Below are 16,285 nucleotides of genomic sequence, written 5' to 3'. Positions count from 1 at the left end.
CGGACACGTCGTCACCGGCATCTACCGCACCACCACCCGACCCACCTACGACGACCAAACCCGCACCCAAGTCACCACCGCCACCCAAACCACACCACCCAACCTCCAAGCACTACTCAACGGCAACGACACCTGGACGGTCAGCTAGCCGCCGGCAGGTCGTCCGCCGCGGGCCGCGCCGCCGAGGCGGCGCGGCCCGCGCCATGCGCCGGGTGCGGGCGCACCACCAACGTCTGGAAGCGCGCCGACAGCGCGCCGGTCGAGCCCGCGTCGACTGTCAGCACAGTCCGCTCGCGTGGTTCGGACACCGCGCGAAGTCGCTCAGACGGCATGTCGCTCTCCTTCCACTCGGCGCCGCAGGCGCACCGTGGCGGGAAAACCCCAGCATGCGAGGGGTGCCTCGAAGATCGCTCAAGTCCCGGTCCAGCACCGGCCGCGCCATCACGCTCCAGCGGAACGGGGCCCGCCCCTTTACCCCTACTCGATCGCTATTCCAGTACCGGTGAGGAAACTCACAGACAGGCGCTCACTGACCGAAGGGGGCGACGACCATGAGCCAGTTACGCATCCGGACCGCCCGGCACACCACCAGGGTCGCTGCGCCACCACAGCGGGTCTTCCAGCTCGTCGCGAACGCCGAGCACTGGCCCCGGATCTTCGACACGATCATCGCGGTGGAGCACATCGGCTGGGACGCGGCCGGCGAACGTGTCCGCTTCTGGGGCACGTTCGGCGACCGGCACGGGAGCTGGGTGTCCGCCCGCGAGCTCAACCCGAAGCGCATGCAGCTGCGGTTCCGCCAGGAGCAGGCCCCGCGCCCGTTCGCCACGCTCGGCGGCCTCTGGGCCGTCGTGCCGAAGCGCGACGGCGCCGTGGTCCTGCTCGACCACTACTACACGGTCGTCGACGACGACCCGGCGGCCGCGCGGCATCTGCACGACATCATCGAACACAGCGGCATCGGCATGCTCGACGCCCTGCGCCAAGCCGCCGAAGACCAGATGTGGCTGCCCGTGCCGAGCGGCCGCACGGAGGGTGTGACCTCCCGATGAGTACTCCGTTACGCAGGATCTCCCGATCCCCGCACGCCGACCTCCCCATCGGGTCCGCGGACGTGCTGCCCCGCCTCGCCGCGACCGCGTGGCCGCACCGCGCCGCGCTACGGGCGGGCGACCGCACCGTGACCTTCGCCGAGTTCGACCACGACGTCTCCCGGCTGGCGTTCGGCCTGCGCCAGTGGCTCGGTGGCGACGGCCTGCCGGTCGTCGTGGCCGCGTTGCCCGGCATCGACTTCCCGACCGCCTGCCACGCCGTGCTGCGCAGCGGCAACGTGGTCGCCCCGATCAACCCGCGGATGCCGGCCACGACGTTCGCCGGCGTGCTCGAGGCCGTCCGGCCGTGCGCGGTCATGCTCGGCCGCGCCATGTTCGAGCGGGTCCGCCCGGAGCTCGCCGGCCACACCGGCCTGGAGCAGGTCCTGCTCCTCGACGCGCCGACGTTCAACGGCCCGCTCACCTGTGCCGAGCTCGCCACCCGCGGCAGCCTGCTGGTCGAGCCGCGGGACCGGGACGAGAACGAGCCGGCCGTGCTGGCCGGCGACGAGCGGCTCACCCACCACGACGTGAAGGTCCGCGCGTACGCCGCGGCGACCGGCGCCGGGTTCGGCGAGGGGTCGGTGGTGCTCAACGCCGGGCCCGCGTTCCGCGTCGACGACGTCTGCGCCGCCCTGGCCGCCGGCGCGACCCAGGTCGTCTTCGGCCACCCCGACCCGGCCGCCGCCGTGCGCGAGGCCGACCGGGTGGGTGCCACTCACCTGTGCGACGGTGTCCGAACAGGACACTTCAGGTCCGGTGGCGAGGCGGTGGCGTCATGATCGGCACCGCCACCGTGTACCCCTGCTCCGTCCGCGACGCGATGGCCCACTGGCCGACCGGGATGGCCGTCGTCACGACCGCCGACCGCGACGGCTGGTGGTGGGGCTTCACCGCCAGCTCGATCAGCCAGGTCTCCGCGCGGCCGCCGCTGCTGTCGGTGTCCCTGCGGCGGGACTCGCGCAGCCGGCCGGTCTTCACCGCCACCGACGCGTACGCCGTGCACGTGCTGCGCGCCGGCCAGGAGGGGCTCGCCGACCGCTTCGCCCACGACGCCGCGAACGACTTCGACGACGTGGCCGTCGAGTGCGGGTACGAGGACGTGCCGCTGCTGACCGACGTCGCCGTCCGGCTCGAGTGCCGGCCGGTCGACGTGGTGTCGGCGGGCGACCACGTGCTGCTCATCGGCGAAGTCATCCGCGCGCGGACCGGTCCGCACGACCCGCTCGTGTACCTCGACCAGGGCTTCCGCCGGCTCGCCCGGCCGGACCGGGGCGCGTGGTCGGCCGCCTGACTGACGCTCAGTATCGAAGGGGCGACGTTTGTTGATCGCCTGCCGACGACCGGGGTAGCGTCCGAGGGCCGTCAACGCCCTTTCCCGGAGCGTCATATGAACAAGGAACTCTCCTTCCCGACCCTCTGTGCGGCCTTCCAGGACTTCGTCGCGAGGACTCCGGACGCGGTGGTGCTCCGGACGCCGGGGGACGCCGTGACCGTCACCTGGCGGCAGTGGGACCAGCGGGTGCGCAGCATCGCCGCCGGACTCGCCGCGCTGGGCGTGGGCCGGGGCGACACCGTCGGCCTCATGCTCACCAACCGTCCCGAGTTCCACCTGGCCGACGCGGCCGCGCTGCACCTCGGCGCGGCCCCGTTCTCGATCTACAACACGTCCGCGCCCGAGCAGATCGAGTACCTGTTCGCCAACGCGGGCAACAAGGTCGTGTTCTGCGACGAGCGGTTCCTGCCGAGGATCCGCGAGGTCTCCGCGTCGGTGGCGCACATCGTCTGCGTCGACGGTCCGGCCGACGGCGCGATGTCGCTGGCGGAGCTCGAGTCCCGCGGCGCGCCGGACTTCGACTTCGAGGCCGCGTGGCGCGCGGTCGAGCCGACCGACCTCGCCACGATCATCTACACGTCGGGCACCACCGGCCCGCCGAAGGGCGTGGAGCTGACCCACGCGAACGTGATCGCCGAGACCGACGCGACGCGCGCGGTGTTCGACGTCGCGCCGGGCGACCGGGGCATCTCCTACCTGCCGGCCGCGCACATCGCGGACCGGGTGACCGCGCAGTACTTCGCGATCCTGTTCGGCATCCAGGTCACCTGCGTCGCGGACCTGACCAAGCTCGCCGAGGCGCTGCCCGACACGCGGCCGACCGCGCTGTTCGCCGTGCCGCGCGTGTGGCAGAAGATCAAGGCCGCGATCGACGCCGGGGTCGCCGCGGAGTCCGGTGCCAAGAAGCGCATCGCCGAGTGGGCGATCAAGGCGGGTATCCGGGCGGCGCGGGCGGAGCTGGCCGGGCGGCCGCTGCCGGCCACGCTGGCGTTCGAGCACCGGCTGGCGGACCGGCTCGTGCTGGCCAAGCTGCGCGCGAAGCTGGGGCTCGACGAGTGCCGTGGCCCGTCGTCGGGGGCGTCCGCGATCGCGCCGGAGATCCTGGAGTTCTTCTGGGGGCTGGGCATCCGCATCTACGAGGTGTGGGGCATGTCCGAGACCGGCGGCGCGACGACGGCCAACACGCCGGGACACACGAAGCTCGGCACGGTCGGGCGGGTGTTCCCCGGCATGGAGATCAAGCTGGCCCCGGACGGCGAGCTGCTGACCCGCGGGCCGGCCGTCATGCGTGGCTACCGCAACGACCCGGAGAAGACCGCCGAGGCGATCGACGCGGACGGCTGGCTGCGCACGGGCGACATCGCGCAGATCGACGAGGACGGCTACGTCAAGATCGTCGACCGCAAGAAGGAGCTCATCATCTCGGCGGCCGGGAAGAACATGTCGCCGACGAACATCGAGAACGCCATCAAGGCGACGACGTCCCTGGTCGGCCAGGTGGTCGCCATCGGCGACGACCGCCCGTACATCACCGCGCTGGCCGTGCTCGATCCCGACGCCGCGGCGGCCTTCGCCGCACGGCAGGGCCTGTCGTCCGCGTCCCCGGCCGAGCTGATCGCGAACCCGGACGTTCGCGCGGCCGTGCTCGCGGGCGTGAAGGCGGGCAACGAGAAGCTGGCGCGCGTGGAGCAGCTGAAGCGCATCCGCCTGCTCCCGGCGGCCTGGGAACCGGGCGGCGACGAGCTGACCCCCACGATGAAGCTGCGCCGCAAGCCCATCGCGGAGAAGTACGCCCACGAGATCGACAGCCTGTACGACAAGACCCCGAGCGACGAGGTTCTGGAGATCTAGCTGGCCAGCCTGTACGACGAGACCCCGAGCGACGAGGTCCTGGAGATCTAGCTGGCCAGCCTGTACGACGAGACCCCGAGCGACGACGTCCTGGAGATCTAGCTGCTAGCCGGCGGCTCCCGCGGGCTCTAGGCGCGGCGGCCCCAGGGGAGGAAGTCGGGCAGGTCCTTGCCGGGCGTGCCCGACCACTCCGGGTCGCGGTGCTGCAGGAAGGACAGCACGCCCTCGACCGCGTCCGGGCTTGTCGCGCAGCTGGCGATCAGGCGCGAGTCCAGCCGCTGCACGGGGTACGGCGACTCCAGCGGGCTCATCCGGTACAGCAGCTGCCGGATCACCGCCACCGAGACCGGCGCCGTCTGCACGATCAGCTCCCGCGCCAGGTCGTACGCCGCCGGCAGCACCTCGTCCGGCTCGTGCAGCGACGTCACCAGACCGGCCGACAACGCCTCCGCGGCACCGAACACCCGGCCGCTCACCATCCAGTCCAGCGCCCGGCCCATCCCCACCAGCCGCGGCAGGAACCACGTCGACGCGCCCTCCGGGTACAGCCCGCGCCGCGAGAACACGAACCCGAACCGGGAGTCCGTCGCCGCCAGCCGGAAGTCCGCCGGCAGGATGATCGTCGACCCGGCCCCGACGGCGGCGCCCCGCAGCGCCGCGATCACCGGCTTGTTCATCGCGAAGATCCGCATCGAGCAGCGGCCCGCCGGCTCGTCCCAGGAGTCGGCGGCGGAGGCCGAGACGGACAGCTCCCCGCCGGACAGGTCCGCACCCACCGTGAAGTCCGGCCCGGAACCCGTCAGCACGGCCACCCGCACGCCGTCGTCGCGGTCGGCGCGGTCGAAGGCGTCCGCGAGCTCGTCGGCCATCCGCACGGTGTACCCGTTGCGCGCGGCGGGCCGGTTCAGCGTGACCGTGGCGATCTTGTCGGCGACCGCGTACTCGATGTGCTCATAGGCGTCCACACCGCAGACGCTATGCGTCACCGCAGGGCCATCGCCACCATGTCGCGGCACGTCGACGCCAGGTCCTCGGCCGACAGCTCGCCGGCGCCGACCTGGGCGATCTGGTGGAAGAGCACCCCGTCGATGAAGCTGACCAACGCCTGCGCGCGCCGCCGTGCGTCGCGGATCCCCGCCGCGGCCAGCAGCTTCTCCGGCATGAGCCGGAACCCCGACCCGTACTCGGTCATCTTCGCGCGCAGCTCCGGGCGCCGCGTCGCCTCCAGGCTCAGCTCGAACCGCGCCTGCGTCCGCTCCCGGCCGGAGGTCAGCCAGCGCCGCATGACCGCCACGAGCAACGCCGACATCTCGTCGACCTCGCCCACCGCGGGCACCTGGCCGATGTCCGCGACGTCCAGCTCCGCCATCCGCGCCAGCGCCGCGAACAGCAGCGCCTCCCTGGTGCGGAAGTAGTACGACGTCGAGCCCTCCGGCAGGCCGGCGGCCCGGTCCACCGCCCGATGCGTCAGGCCGCGCATGCCCGCGCGCGCGATCGTGGCGATGGTCGCATCCGCGATGAGATCACGTCGGTCGCTTGCCATCACCTCACTCTACGGGTGTAGAGTCCACTACAGCTGTAGAGGAGGGATCATGGCCGAACGGACCGCGGTGATCGTCGGCGGGGGGATCGGCGGGCTGGCGACGGCGGCCGGGCTGCGCCGGCACGGGTGGACCGTGCGGGTGCTCGAGCGGGCCGACGCGTTCACCGAGGTCGGGGCCGGCATCTCGTTGTGGCCCAATGCCTTCACGGCGCTGGCGACCATCGGGGTGACCGGCGTGGGGGACGAGCGGATCGGCGTGGCGGGGGGACTGCGCGACTGGCGGGGCCGGTGGATCGTGCGCATGCACGACACCGAGCAGGCGGCGCGGCACACCGGGTCGGCCGTGGTCGCGCACCGCGCCGAGCTGCTCGACGCCCTGCTCGCGGCGGTGCCGGCCGAGTGCCGGCAGGCCGGCGTGGCGGTCCGGGGGGTCCGCCACGCCGCCCGTCGCGGTGGCCACCGCGCGGTCGTCGAGCACGACGGTGCCGGGGGCGGCGGCGAGCTGGCCGCCGACCTCGTCGTGGGAGCCGACGGGTTGCGCAGCGTCGTGCGCGAGTCGCTGTGGCCGGACGCGAAGCCGCCGGTGTACTCGGGGCACACCGCGTGGCGGATCGTCATGCCCCGGCCGTCCGCGCTCGACGGGGCCGGCGTGCGGGCGTGGGCGGAGACGTGGGGTCCGGGCGGCGTGTTCGGCCTGTTCCCGATGCCCGGCGGCCGCGTCTACTGCTACGCGACCGCCACCGTCCCGCCGGGCGGGCAGGGCGGGCTCGCGGAGCTGCGCGAGCGGTTCCGCGGCTGGTGCGACCCGATCCCGGCCGTGCTCGCCGCGGCCGAGCCGGAACACGTGCTGCGCAACGACATCTACTACCTGCCCCGGCTGCGGACCTTCGTCGACGGACCGGTCGTGCTGCTCGGCGACGCCGCGCACGCGATGACGCCGAACCTCGGCCAGGGCGGGTGCCAGGCCCTGGAGGACGCCGCGACGTTGTCGGCGCTGGCCGGGTCGCCGGACCTCGCCGGGGCGCTGCGCCGCTACGACGAGCTGCGCCGGCCGCGGACCCAGGAGCTCTGGCAGCGCTCGAAGCAGGGCGGCACGCTCTCGCACCTGACCCCGGCACCGGCGCGGGCCGTCCGCAACGCGCTCCTGCGGATGCTGCCGCGGTCGCTCTTCCTCAAGTCGCTGGCGCGGCCGTTCTCGTGGCAGCCGCCCGCGGCCGAGGTGGACATCGCGGCGAAATAACACCGATCAGACCCGGAGTGTGGTCAGCTGGGCCGGTGTGGAGGGACCTGATCGTCAGCCTCGACCGGGACCCGGATCAGATGGTCCTGGTCACGGCCGGGCTCGCGTTCATCGTCGTCGCGCTGTCGGTTCTGTGGCGCCCGGCCCGCAACGTGATCACGATCGTGCACGAGGCGGGTCACGCGATCGTGGCCGTACTCGCCGGCCGCCGGCTGACCGGCATCCGGCTCCACTCCGACACCTCCGGCCTGACGCTGAGCAAGGGCAAGCCGTACGGGCCGGGCATGGTGCTCACCGGGTTCGCGGGCTACATCGCGCCGTCGGTGCTCGGTCTCGGGTTCGCCGCGCTGCTGGCCGGCGGCCGGGTGACCGAGCTGCTCGTGGCGTGCGCGGTGCTGCTGGTCGGCGTGCTGCTGGTGGTGCGCAACGTTTTCGGGATCTTCTCGGTGCTGGTGACCGGCGGGGTGCTGCTCGTCGTGTCGAGGTGGGCGCCGGTCGAGGTGCAGGCGCCGTTCGCGCACCTGATCACGTGGTTCCTGCTGCTCGGCGGCATCCGGTCGGTCGGCGACCTGCAGCGGCTGCGCAGCCGCGGTCGTGCCCGGGACTCCGACGCGGACCAGCTCGCCCGGCTCACCGGCGCGCCGGGCCTCTTCTGGGTGTCCGTCTTCCTGATGATCAACCTGGGCTGCCTGGTGCTCGCGGTGGGTTGGCTCGTCGTGTGAGCCCGCGGGTGAGGCAAACTGGTACCCATGTCGGTGCTGGACATCACCTCAGCCACGGTCGCGTCGTGTGCGCAGGCCGCGCACGACGCGGCCCCCGCGCTCGCGGCCGCGTCGGACGAGGCCGTCGACGGCGCGCTCGCCGCGATGGCCGGCTACCTGGTGTCCGCCCGGCCGGCGATCCTCGAGGCGAACGCCGCCGACGTCGCCGCCGGCGAGAAGTCGGGCATGAGCGCCGGGTTGCTCGACCGCCTGCGGCTGACCGAGGAGCGGCTGGGCTCGATGGCCGACGCGTTGCGGCTGCTGGCCTCGGCACCGCACGCGAACCGCTCGGTCGACCTGGGCCCGCTGCAAGACGGCCTGCGCCTGGTCGAGCGGCGCCGGCCGGTGGGCGTGATCGGCGCCAACTACGAGGCGCGCCCGAACGTGACGGTCGACGTCGCGTCCCAGCTGATCAAGTCGCGCAACGCCGGCGTGCTGCGGACCGGCTCGGCCGCGCTGGGCTCGGCGACCGAGCTCGTGCGGTCGGTGGTCGGGCCCGCGCTGTCCTCTGTGGACCTCGACCCGGCGGCGATCCAGCTGGTGCCCTCGGCCGAGCGTGCCGCCGCGTCCGCGCTGGTGTCGCTGCCCGCGTTGGTGCCACTGGTGATCCTGCGGGGGAGCGGCGACTCGACGCGGGCGCTCGCCCTTGAGGCGGCGCGCCACGGCGTGCGGACGCTGGCGCACGCGGACGGTGGTGGCGTGCTGTACCTGGACGCCGAGGCGTCCCTGGACACGGGTGTCGACGTCATCCGCCGGAGCCTGGACCGGCTGGGCGTGTGCAACCGGCTGAACCTGCTGCTGATCCACTCGTCGATCTACGAGGCGGCACTCCCGCGGGTGGCGGCCGCACTGTCCGAACTGGACATCCGGGCGTCGCTGCCCCCGCACGACCACGCCATCGGCTACGAGTGGGCGCTCGACTCCGACCACGAGGCGACCGTGACCGTGCTTCCGGTCGACTCGGCGGCCGCGGCGGCACGGATCGCGAACGAGGAGACCTCGGGCCTGGCCGCCTGCATCGTGACCGAGTCCTCGGCCACGGCCGACGAGTTCATGGCGGCCTACACGGGCACGGGCGTCTTCTGGAACGCCCCGACCCGCCTGCTGGACGGCTTCAAGATGCTGGGCGTGCCGGAGACGGGCATCAACATCGACAAGGTCCCCGGGCCGCGCGGCCCGGTCACCTACCCGGACCTGTGCCTACGCCAGTACGCGGTACGGCCCGCCTAGGCCGGCCGGATGCTCGACATCGGCACGGTCGCCGAGCGGCCGGACTGGCTCTGGAGCCGCCAGCCCTGATCACTCGCGCGGCGCGGCGAGGGACTCGCGGTGGACGAGGGTCGCCGCCACCTCCTCGACCCGCGGGTTCGGCTGCTGCGCGTCCAGCGCCAGCCCGATCGCGCGCGCGCCGATCTCCACGAGCGGGAGGCGGACCGTCGTCAGCGCCGGGGTGACGTCGCGGGCGATGGGCATGTCGTCGAAGCCGACCACCGACACGTCGTCCGGGACGGTCAGGCCGCGGGCGCGCAGCACGGACAGCGCGCCGATGGCCATCGAGTCGTTCAACGCGACGATCGCGGTCAGGCGGGGGTCCGCGTCGAGCAGCGCCTCGGTGGCCGCCGCGCCGCCGTCGCGGTCGAAGGAGGCGTACTCGATGTGGCGGGCCGGCAGCGTGCGGCGGTGCTCGCGGGCCGCGCGGCGCAGGCCGGCCAGGCGGTCGGTCGTGGTGGTCAGCCGCTTCGGCGCGGCGACCACGCCGACATGCCGGTGGCCCGCTTCGAACACCGCCGAGCCGATCAGGTAGCCGCCCTCCTCGTTGGCCGGCATCACCGCGTCGCCCGCGACCTTGTGCCGGCCCACCACCGACACGCGCCCGCCCGTCGCCAGGTACGCGGACAGCTTCGCGTTCAGCGCCTTCGTGAACGCCTGGTCGTGGTAGCCCGATCCGGCGAGGATGATCGCCTCGACCTGCTGGGCCCGCAGCAGCTCGACGTACTCCAGCTCGCGGTCCGGGTCGCGGTAGGAGTTGCAGATGATCACCAGCCGGCCCTGCTCGGCGGCGACCCGTTGCAGGCCGCGGGTGATCTCGGCGAAGTACGGGTCCGAAACGTCGTGCACGATCACGCCGACCGTCGTCCGGTGCGAGCGGGCCAGCAGCTGCGCGTGCGCGTTCGGCACGTACTGCAGCTCCTGCACCGCACGCAGCACCCGCTCGCGCAGCTCGTCGGACACGATCTTGGGGCTACCGTTCACGATGCGTGACACGGTTGCGGCCGAGACCCCGGCCCGGCGAGCGACGTCGGCGAGCGTTGCCATGCCACCTCCAGCCGATTGACGCCCCGCTCCCACGGGCCTAGCGTCAGGCTACAAGGAAAGCCCTTTCCCTGTGCTTGGAACGCTGGAGGCGCGCCGAAATGCGGTACCCACTTCCCGGCGGCGTGGGCGTCTCGCGACTCTGCGTCTACGACACCGTCACGCCCGACGGACTGCCCGGCGGGACCCCGCACATCCACCTGTGTTGTACCGAGGCGTACGTCGTGACCGGCGGGCGGGGTGCGGTTCAGACGCTGTCCGGCCAGGGCTTCGCCGAGCACGAGCTGTCGCCGGGCGCGCTCCTGTGGTTCACGCCGGGCACCGTGCACCGCCTCGTCAACCACGGCGACCTCGAGATCGTGGTGGTGATGAGCAACTCCGGCCTCCCGGAATCGGGCGATGCCGTGCTGACCTTCCCATCGGAGGTCCTGGCCGACCCGGACCGCTACGCGGTGGCCGCCGCGCTGCCGGGCGGCGGCGCGCCCGGCACGGACGTCACGAGCGCCTACCTCCGCCGCGACCTCGCGGTCGAGGGCTTCCACAACCTGCGCGCGGCCGTGGACCGGCACGGACCCCGCGCGATGCGGGAGTTCTACGACGCGGCCGTGGCGTTGAAGCGCCCCCTGCTGGACCAGTGGCGCACGCGCTGGGAGGACGGCGCCTTCCGGGCGGCCCAGTCGACGGGTGTCCAGCTCGACGCGCTGGCCCGGGGCGACGCCTCACACCTCCGCGACGCGCGCGTCATGGCCGTGCCGCGGCCGACGGAAGAGGGCCGGCTCGGCATGTGCGGCCTGCTGGACACCTACGTCCCCTGAGCACGCAGGGTGCGGTCTGCTGGGCACGGGGGACACGCACGTCTCCTGAGCACGCAGGGTGCGGCCTGCTGGGCACCTGCGTCTCCTGAGCACGCAGGGTGATCGTCGCGTAGCAGGAAAGCCCTTGCCTGATTGGCGAACCGCCCCTAGGCTGCGAGGAAAGCGCTTGCCTGGCAGCCTGCGAGGGAGGATGTCGTGCACAGACGGTCGGTCGTGGTCGCGTTCGTGGTGGCTCTGGTGCTCGGGACGGTCTTCGCCACGCCGGCGCAGGCGCAGGGGCGGTTCTCCGTCCTCGTGTTCTCCAAGGTCAACGGCTTCTACCACGACTCGATCCCGGCCGGGCAGCAGGCGATCACCGAGCTCGGCGCGGAGCACGACTTCGGCGTCACCGTGTCCGACGACCCGGGGCTGTTCACCGACGAGGGTCTCGCCGCGTTCGACGCGGTCGTCTTCAACAACACCAACAGCCGCAACGGCCCGATCCTGAACGCCGACCAGCGCGCGGCCTTCGAGCGCTACATCCAGGCCGGCGGGGGCTACGCCGGCATCCACTCCGCGAGCGGCACCGAGTACGACTGGCCCTGGTACGGCGACCTCATGGGCGCCTTCTTCAAGGTGCACCCCGCGATCCAGCCGGTGAAGATCCAGGTCGACGACCGCGTGCACCCGTCGACGAAGAACCTGCCACAGGTCTGGGAACGCACCGAGGAGCCGTACGACTTCGTCGCCAACCCGCGCGGCAACGTGCACGTCCTCGCGAGCTACGACACCCGCAGCTACACCGGCCACACCATGGGCCCCGACCACCCGATCTCCTGGTGCCAGGACTTCGACGGCGGCCGCTCCTGGTACACCGGCCTCGGCCACGACTCCGCCGCCTACAGCGAGCCGGACTTCCGCGCGCACCTGCTCGGCGGCATCGAGTGGGCGGCCGGCGCCGCGGCGGGCGACTGCGGGCCCACCGAGGACGACCGGTGGGAGAAGATCCAGCTCGACGGCAACACCGACGACCCGCTCGACATGGACATCGACTCGGCGGGCCGGGTCTTCTTCATCCAGCGCGGCGGCGCGATCAAGGTCTACGACCCCGAGGTCCGCTACAGCCGCCCCGCCGGCAAGCTCGACGTCCTCGTCGAGCACACCCACGGCATGCAGGGCATCACGCTCGACCCGGACTTCGACACCAACCACTGGCTCTACATCTACTACTCGCCGCTGAACGACCCCGTCAGCCGCATCTCGCGGTTCACCTTCGACGAGGCCACCGACACCGTCGACAAGGCCAGCGAGAAGCCGCTGCTGGAGTTCGCCGCCCAGCGCCAGGTCAACGCACACGAGGGCGGCGGCATGGACTTCGACTCCGCCGGCAACCTCTACGTCGCCACCGGCGACAACTCCGAGCCGTGCTGCGCGGGCTTCAACCCGATCGACGAGCGGCCCGGCCAGGAGAACGACGACGCGCAGCGCTCGTCGGCCAACACCAACGACCTGCGCGGCAAGATCCTGCGCATCCATCCCGAGGCCGACGGCACGTACACGATCCCGCAGGGCAACCTGTTCGCGCCGGGCACCGCGAAGACCCGGCCGGAGATCTACGTCATGGGCAACCGGAACCCCTACCGGCTGCACATCGACCCGGCCACCGACTGGCTGTACTGGGGCGAGGTCGGCCCGGATGCCCGCGCGGACGACCCCGCCCGCGGCCCGATGGGCTACGACGAGTTCAACCTCGCCAAGACCGCCGGCAACTACGGCTGGCCCTACTGCATCGGTGCCAACAAGCCCTACCGCGACTACGACTTCGCCACCGGCGCGTCCGGGCCCGAGTTCGACTGCGCGGGCGGCCCGGCCAACGACTCGCCGAACAACACCGGGCTGGCCCAGCTCCCGCCCGCGCGCGGCGCCTGGCTGCCCTACCCGTACGGCACGTCCGCCGAGTGGCCCGAGCTCGGCTCCGGCGGGCGGCTCGCGGTCGGCGGCCCGGTCTACCACTTCGACCCCGACCTCGAGTCGGAGACGAAGCTGCCGCGGTACTACGACGACACCGTGTTCGTCGCCGAGTGGACCCGCAACGCGCTGTTCGAGGTCAAGGTCGACGCGGACGGCAACCCGGTGTCGATGAACAGGTTCCTGCCCCACGAGCAGTTCCTGCGGCCGATCGACATGGAGATCGGCCCGGACGGCTCGATGTACGTGATCGAATGGGGCAGTAACTACGGCGGCTCCGGACGCGGCGACCCGAACTTCGACTCCGGCGTCTACAAGCTCAACTACGTCCGCCCGGGGGAGCGCTCGCCGCTGGCGCAGGGCACCGCCACCCCGACCTCCGGGCAGGCGCCGCTCGCGGTCCAGTTCTCCTCGGCCGGCTCGGACGACCCCGACGAGGGACAGGAGATCACCTACGCCTGGGACTTCGACGGGGACGGCACGACCGACGCCACCGAGGCGAACCCGAGCCACACCTACACCGCCGACGGCGACTTCCTCGCCCGGCTCACGGTCACCGACCCGACCGGCCGCTCGACGGTGGCCAACATCCCGGTCACCGTGGGCAACACCGCGCCGAAGCTGACGCTCCAGGAACCCCTGGACGGCCAGGTCTTCGACTGGGGCGAGCAGGTGCCCTTCAAGCTCACGGTGACCGACCCCGAGGACGGGTCCACAGCGGACGGCACGATCGACTGCCAGCAGGTCGTCACGCAGCCGGCGCTCGGCCACGCCCAGCACGGCCACCCGCTGGAGCAGTACCGCGGCTGCGCGGGCGCCATCGAGACGATCATCGACGACGGGCACACGCCGAACGACGACATCTTCTACATCGTCGACTCCAAGTACACCGACCGCGGCGGCGACGGTGTCGCGCAGCTGACCGGCGGCGACTCGGCGATCCTGCAGCCGCGGCACAAGGAGGCCGACCACTTCACCCGCTCGTCCGGGGTGGAGCTCGCGCCGAGCTCCGAGGGCGGCGGCGCCGCGCTCGTCGGCCACATCTCCGACGGCGACTGGGTGAGCTACGAGCCGGTGAACCTGCGGGACGTGCCGGCGATCCGGTTCCGCGTGGCGAGCGCGGGCGCGGGCGGCACGATCGAGATCCACCAGGGCGCGCCGGACGGTCCCGTGCTCGGCAGCGTCGAGGTGCCGGTCACCGGTGGCTGGCAGACGTGGACCGAGGTCACCGCGCAGGTCACCGACCCGGGCGTGAGCCACGAGCTGTTCCTCGTGGCCCGCAACCCCGGCCAGACCGCCGACCTGTTCAACATCGACTGGCTGGAGTTCGTGGCGCCGGTCGAGGTGGCGAACCTCGCCGTGCCCACGCCGATGGCCGCCGGCGAGCCGGGGACCGCGACCGTCGACCTGGTCAACCGGACGGCCAAGAAGGTCAGCGCCACGGTCGAGCTCGACGTGCCGCCGGGGTGGACCACGCAGCCGGTGGCGGCGACCGCCAAGAAGGGCCAGACCGTCCAGGTGCGGGTGCCGCTGACGCCGCCGGCGAACGGCGCGGCGCCCGGACCGGTGACCGAGGCGCACATCACCGCGCACGCGAGTGGTGGCAAGGGCGTGCACGTGGGCGGCCAGCCGCGAGCGCGCACGTACCTGACGCCACCCGTCGCCGACGCGCTCTACGCGCTCGACGCCGGCGCGCCGGAGAGCCCGCTGCAGCCCGGGTACCAGCGGCTCGACCCGGCCACGCCGTACGCCGACGAGACCGGGTTCGGCTGGTCGGCCAACGCCGCGCTCGAGTCGCGCGACCGCGGCGCGCCGGACGCGCTGCGCCGGGACATGGTGACCTCCCGCCAGCCGGCCACGTTGCGGCTGAGGGTCCCGGCCGGCGAGCACACGGTGACGCTGCTGCGTGGGGACGCGGGCTTCGCCGCCCAGCCCATCGTGGTGACGGCGGACGGCGAGCGCGTCGTGGACGGCGGTCTTACGCTCGGTGCGAACCAGTGGGGCTGGGACCAGTTCACTGTGGACGGTGGAGCGGAGGGCCGCACCGTTGATCTCACGTTCAGCATCGACATCGCGCAGTACTGGCGGATCAACGCGATCATCGTGGCGAAGGCGGCGACGTAGGTGTCCAGCATGGTGACCCCGAAGGAACAGCAGTCGCGGCCGGCGGCGGCGCCCGCACCGGAGCCGCCCCGGCGGCGGCTCGACCTCGGTGGCCGGCTGCTGCGGTTCGCCGAGGCGGTGTGGCGGCCCGCGATCCTGCTCGCGGCGGTCTTCGCGGTCTGGTGGATCGCCGCCGAGCAGGAGTGGGTGGCGCCATACCTCGTGCCGCACCCGGCCGACGTGTGGCACACGGTCGTGCGCGACTGGGGCTCGCTGATGCACCACTCGTACGTGACGCTGTACGAGACGGTCATCGGGTTCGCCCTGGCCACCGTTCTCGGCCTGGCGACCGCGGTGCTGATCGCCTACTCGCGCACGATGGACAAGGCGCTCTACCCGATCGTGCTGTTCGCCCAGGTGATCCCGAAGATCGCGATCGCGCCGCTGCTCGTGGTCTGGTTCGGCAACGGGCTCGCCCCGAAGATCATCCTGGCCGTGCTGATCGCGTTCTTCCCGGTCGTCATCTCCGGCGTCGCCGGCCTGCGCTCGACGGACCCGGAGCTGCTGGAGCTCTCGGCCACGATGGGCGCGAGCCGCTGGAAGACGTTCCGCAAGATCCGCTTCCCCAACGCGTTGCCGCACCTGATGGCCGGCGAGAAGGTCGCCGTGACGCTGGCCGTCGTCGGTGCGGTCGTCGGCGAGTTCGTCGGCGCCAGCGAGGGACTCGGCTACGTCCTTTTGCTGGCCAACGGAAATCTCGATGCCGCCCTGCTGTTCGCGGCACTGATCCTCATGTCCGTCATCGGCATCCTGCTGTTCGTGGTGGTGGAGGCCGCCGAGGCGCTGCTCATCCCGTGGCACGCCAGCCGCCGCTCCGCGACCCCGCTGACCACGTCGTGAAAAGAGGGCAACTCATGAAACGCCTGCTCACCTCGATAGCCGCGTTGTTGCTGGTCGCCTCCTGCGCGCCGAGCACCAAGTCCGACGAGAGCTCCGGGGGCGGTGGTGGCGGCGACAGGGTGACGCTCACCCTCAACTGGGTGCCCTACGGCGAGCACGCGCCGTTCTACTACGGCAAGCAGAAGGGCTTCTACGAAGACGAGGGCATCGACCTGGACATCAAGCCGGGCAACGGATCCGCCACGGTGATCAAGCAGGTCGCGCAGAACCAGACGACGTTCGGCTGGGCGGACACCCCGCCGCTGCTGAACGGGATCGCGTCCGGGATGCCGGTGAAGAGCGTCGGCGTGTTCCTGCAGAAGGGCCCGGCGTCGCTGGAGTTCCT

At 72.3% G+C, this 16,285-nt stretch carries 15 protein-coding genes; 11 read left to right on the top strand and 4 right to left on the bottom strand.

Annotated features, from left to right (window positions below):
* Positions 1-140 precede the first annotated feature (140 nt).
* The gene (locus VH969_RS16360) at positions 141-332 is read right to left on the bottom strand and encodes a hypothetical protein (protein WP_331974970.1); all 192 of its coding nucleotides are present in this window, start codon (positions 330-332) and stop codon (positions 141-143) included.
* Positions 333-551: 219 nt separating this feature from the next.
* Between VH969_RS16360 and VH969_RS16355 the strand changes: the two genes are divergently transcribed.
* The 4 genes from VH969_RS16355 (at position 552) to VH969_RS16340 (ending at position 4,278) form a co-directional block, all read left to right on the top strand.
* Positions 552-1,052 carry an SRPBCC family protein gene (locus VH969_RS16355; protein ID WP_331974968.1) on the top strand — a complete coding sequence of 167 codons (501 nt, stop codon included), beginning with the start codon at positions 552-554 and terminating at the stop codon, positions 1,050-1,052.
* The gene (locus VH969_RS16350) at positions 1,049-1,873 is read left to right on the top strand and encodes an AMP-binding protein (RefSeq protein ID WP_331974966.1); all 825 of its coding nucleotides are present in this window, start codon (positions 1,049-1,051) and stop codon (positions 1,871-1,873) included. The genes VH969_RS16355 and VH969_RS16350 overlap by 4 nt, the downstream gene beginning before the upstream one ends.
* The gene (locus VH969_RS16345) at positions 1,870-2,385 is read left to right on the top strand and encodes a flavin reductase family protein (RefSeq protein WP_331974964.1); all 516 of its coding nucleotides are present in this window, start codon (positions 1,870-1,872) and stop codon (positions 2,383-2,385) included. The genes VH969_RS16350 and VH969_RS16345 overlap by 4 nt, the downstream gene beginning before the upstream one ends.
* Before the next feature lie 96 nt (positions 2,386-2,481).
* On the top strand, positions 2,482-4,278 hold the full coding sequence (locus VH969_RS16340; RefSeq protein WP_331974962.1) for an AMP-dependent synthetase/ligase: 1,797 nt from the start codon (positions 2,482-2,484) through the stop codon (positions 4,276-4,278).
* A gap of 128 nt (positions 4,279-4,406) precedes the next feature.
* Here the strand turns inward: VH969_RS16340 and VH969_RS16335 are convergent, their stop codons facing one another.
* On the bottom strand, positions 4,407-5,243 hold the full coding sequence (locus VH969_RS16335) for an enoyl-CoA hydratase-related protein (protein WP_331974960.1): 837 nt from the start codon (positions 5,241-5,243) through the stop codon (positions 4,407-4,409).
* 17 nt (positions 5,244-5,260) lie between these two features.
* Positions 5,261-5,821 carry a TetR/AcrR family transcriptional regulator gene (locus VH969_RS16330; protein WP_331974958.1) on the bottom strand — a complete coding sequence of 187 codons (561 nt, stop codon included), beginning with the start codon at positions 5,819-5,821 and terminating at the stop codon, positions 5,261-5,263.
* A gap of 49 nt (positions 5,822-5,870) precedes the next feature.
* Here VH969_RS16330 and VH969_RS16325 point away from each other — a divergent pair, with 49 nt between their 5' ends.
* The 3 genes from VH969_RS16325 to VH969_RS16315 all read left to right on the top strand — a co-directional run bounded on the left by VH969_RS16325 (position 5,871) and on the right by VH969_RS16315 (position 9,052).
* On the top strand, positions 5,871-7,061 hold the full coding sequence (locus VH969_RS16325; RefSeq protein WP_331974956.1) for an FAD-dependent monooxygenase: 1,191 nt from the start codon (positions 5,871-5,873) through the stop codon (positions 7,059-7,061).
* Between the two features lie 80 nt (positions 7,062-7,141).
* Positions 7,142-7,783, top strand: a complete 642-nt coding sequence (locus VH969_RS16320) for a M50 family metallopeptidase (protein ID WP_331974972.1) — start codon at positions 7,142-7,144, stop codon at positions 7,781-7,783.
* A gap of 33 nt (positions 7,784-7,816) precedes the next feature.
* Positions 7,817-9,052, top strand: coding sequence for an aldehyde dehydrogenase family protein (locus VH969_RS16315; RefSeq protein ID WP_414638531.1), 1,236 nt, complete (start codon positions 7,817-7,819; stop codon positions 9,050-9,052).
* Between the two features lie 69 nt (positions 9,053-9,121).
* On the opposite strand, the gene VH969_RS16310 is transcribed toward VH969_RS16315, so the two are convergent.
* Positions 9,122-10,138, bottom strand: a complete 1,017-nt coding sequence (locus tag VH969_RS16310) for a LacI family DNA-binding transcriptional regulator (RefSeq protein WP_331974952.1) — start codon at positions 10,136-10,138, stop codon at positions 9,122-9,124.
* Positions 10,139-10,236: 98 nt separating this feature from the next.
* Here VH969_RS16310 and VH969_RS16305 point away from each other — a divergent pair, with 98 nt between their 5' ends.
* From VH969_RS16305 to VH969_RS16290, 4 genes are all read left to right on the top strand, one after another.
* Positions 10,237-10,950 (top strand): cupin domain-containing protein, encoded by a 714-nt coding sequence (locus VH969_RS16305; protein WP_331974950.1) that lies wholly within the window; start codon positions 10,237-10,239, stop codon positions 10,948-10,950.
* Between the two features lie 195 nt (positions 10,951-11,145).
* Positions 11,146-15,021: a ThuA domain-containing protein gene (locus VH969_RS16300; protein ID WP_331974948.1), complete on the top strand. Its 3,876-nt coding sequence runs from the start codon at positions 11,146-11,148 to the stop codon at positions 15,019-15,021.
* Between the two features lie 9 nt (positions 15,022-15,030).
* Entirely contained in the window at positions 15,031-15,900 is an 870-nt protein-coding gene (locus tag VH969_RS16295; RefSeq protein ID WP_331974946.1) for an ABC transporter permease, read from the top strand.
* Positions 15,901-15,914: 14 nt separating this feature from the next.
* The coding region (locus VH969_RS16290; protein WP_331974944.1) for an ABC transporter substrate-binding protein at positions 15,915-16,285 on the top strand (371 nt) is incomplete at its 3' end.

Source organism: Actinophytocola sp., from assembly GCF_036555685.1.
Lineage (GTDB): Bacteria > Actinomycetota > Actinomycetes > Mycobacteriales > Pseudonocardiaceae > Actinophytocola.
Note: the sequence above shows the minus strand (reverse complement) of the source record. Positions and strands in the feature narration are given on the sequence as shown.

Coding starts and splice junctions, on each gene's coding strand:
- VH969_RS16360 (WP_331974970.1), bottom strand. CDS start 332: ATGCCGTCTGAGCGACTTCGCGCGGTGTCCGAACCACGCGAGCGGACT.
- VH969_RS16355 (WP_331974968.1), top strand. CDS start 552: ATGAGCCAGTTACGCATCCGGACCGCCCGGCACACCACCAGGGTCGCT.
- VH969_RS16350 (WP_331974966.1), top strand. CDS start 1,049: ATGAGTACTCCGTTACGCAGGATCTCCCGATCCCCGCACGCCGACCTC.
- VH969_RS16345 (WP_331974964.1), top strand. CDS start 1,870: ATGATCGGCACCGCCACCGTGTACCCCTGCTCCGTCCGCGACGCGATG.
- VH969_RS16340 (WP_331974962.1), top strand. CDS start 2,482: ATGAACAAGGAACTCTCCTTCCCGACCCTCTGTGCGGCCTTCCAGGAC.
- VH969_RS16330 (WP_331974958.1), bottom strand. CDS start 5,821: ATGGCAAGCGACCGACGTGATCTCATCGCGGATGCGACCATCGCCACG.
- VH969_RS16325 (WP_331974956.1), top strand. CDS start 5,871: ATGGCCGAACGGACCGCGGTGATCGTCGGCGGGGGGATCGGCGGGCTG.
- VH969_RS16320 (WP_331974972.1), top strand. CDS start 7,142: ATGGTCCTGGTCACGGCCGGGCTCGCGTTCATCGTCGTCGCGCTGTCG.
- VH969_RS16310 (WP_331974952.1), bottom strand. CDS start 10,138: ATGGCAACGCTCGCCGACGTCGCTCGCCGGGCCGGGGTCTCGGCCGCA.
- VH969_RS16305 (WP_331974950.1), top strand. CDS start 10,237: ATGCGGTACCCACTTCCCGGCGGCGTGGGCGTCTCGCGACTCTGCGTC.
- VH969_RS16295 (WP_331974946.1), top strand. CDS start 15,031: ATGGTGACCCCGAAGGAACAGCAGTCGCGGCCGGCGGCGGCGCCCGCA.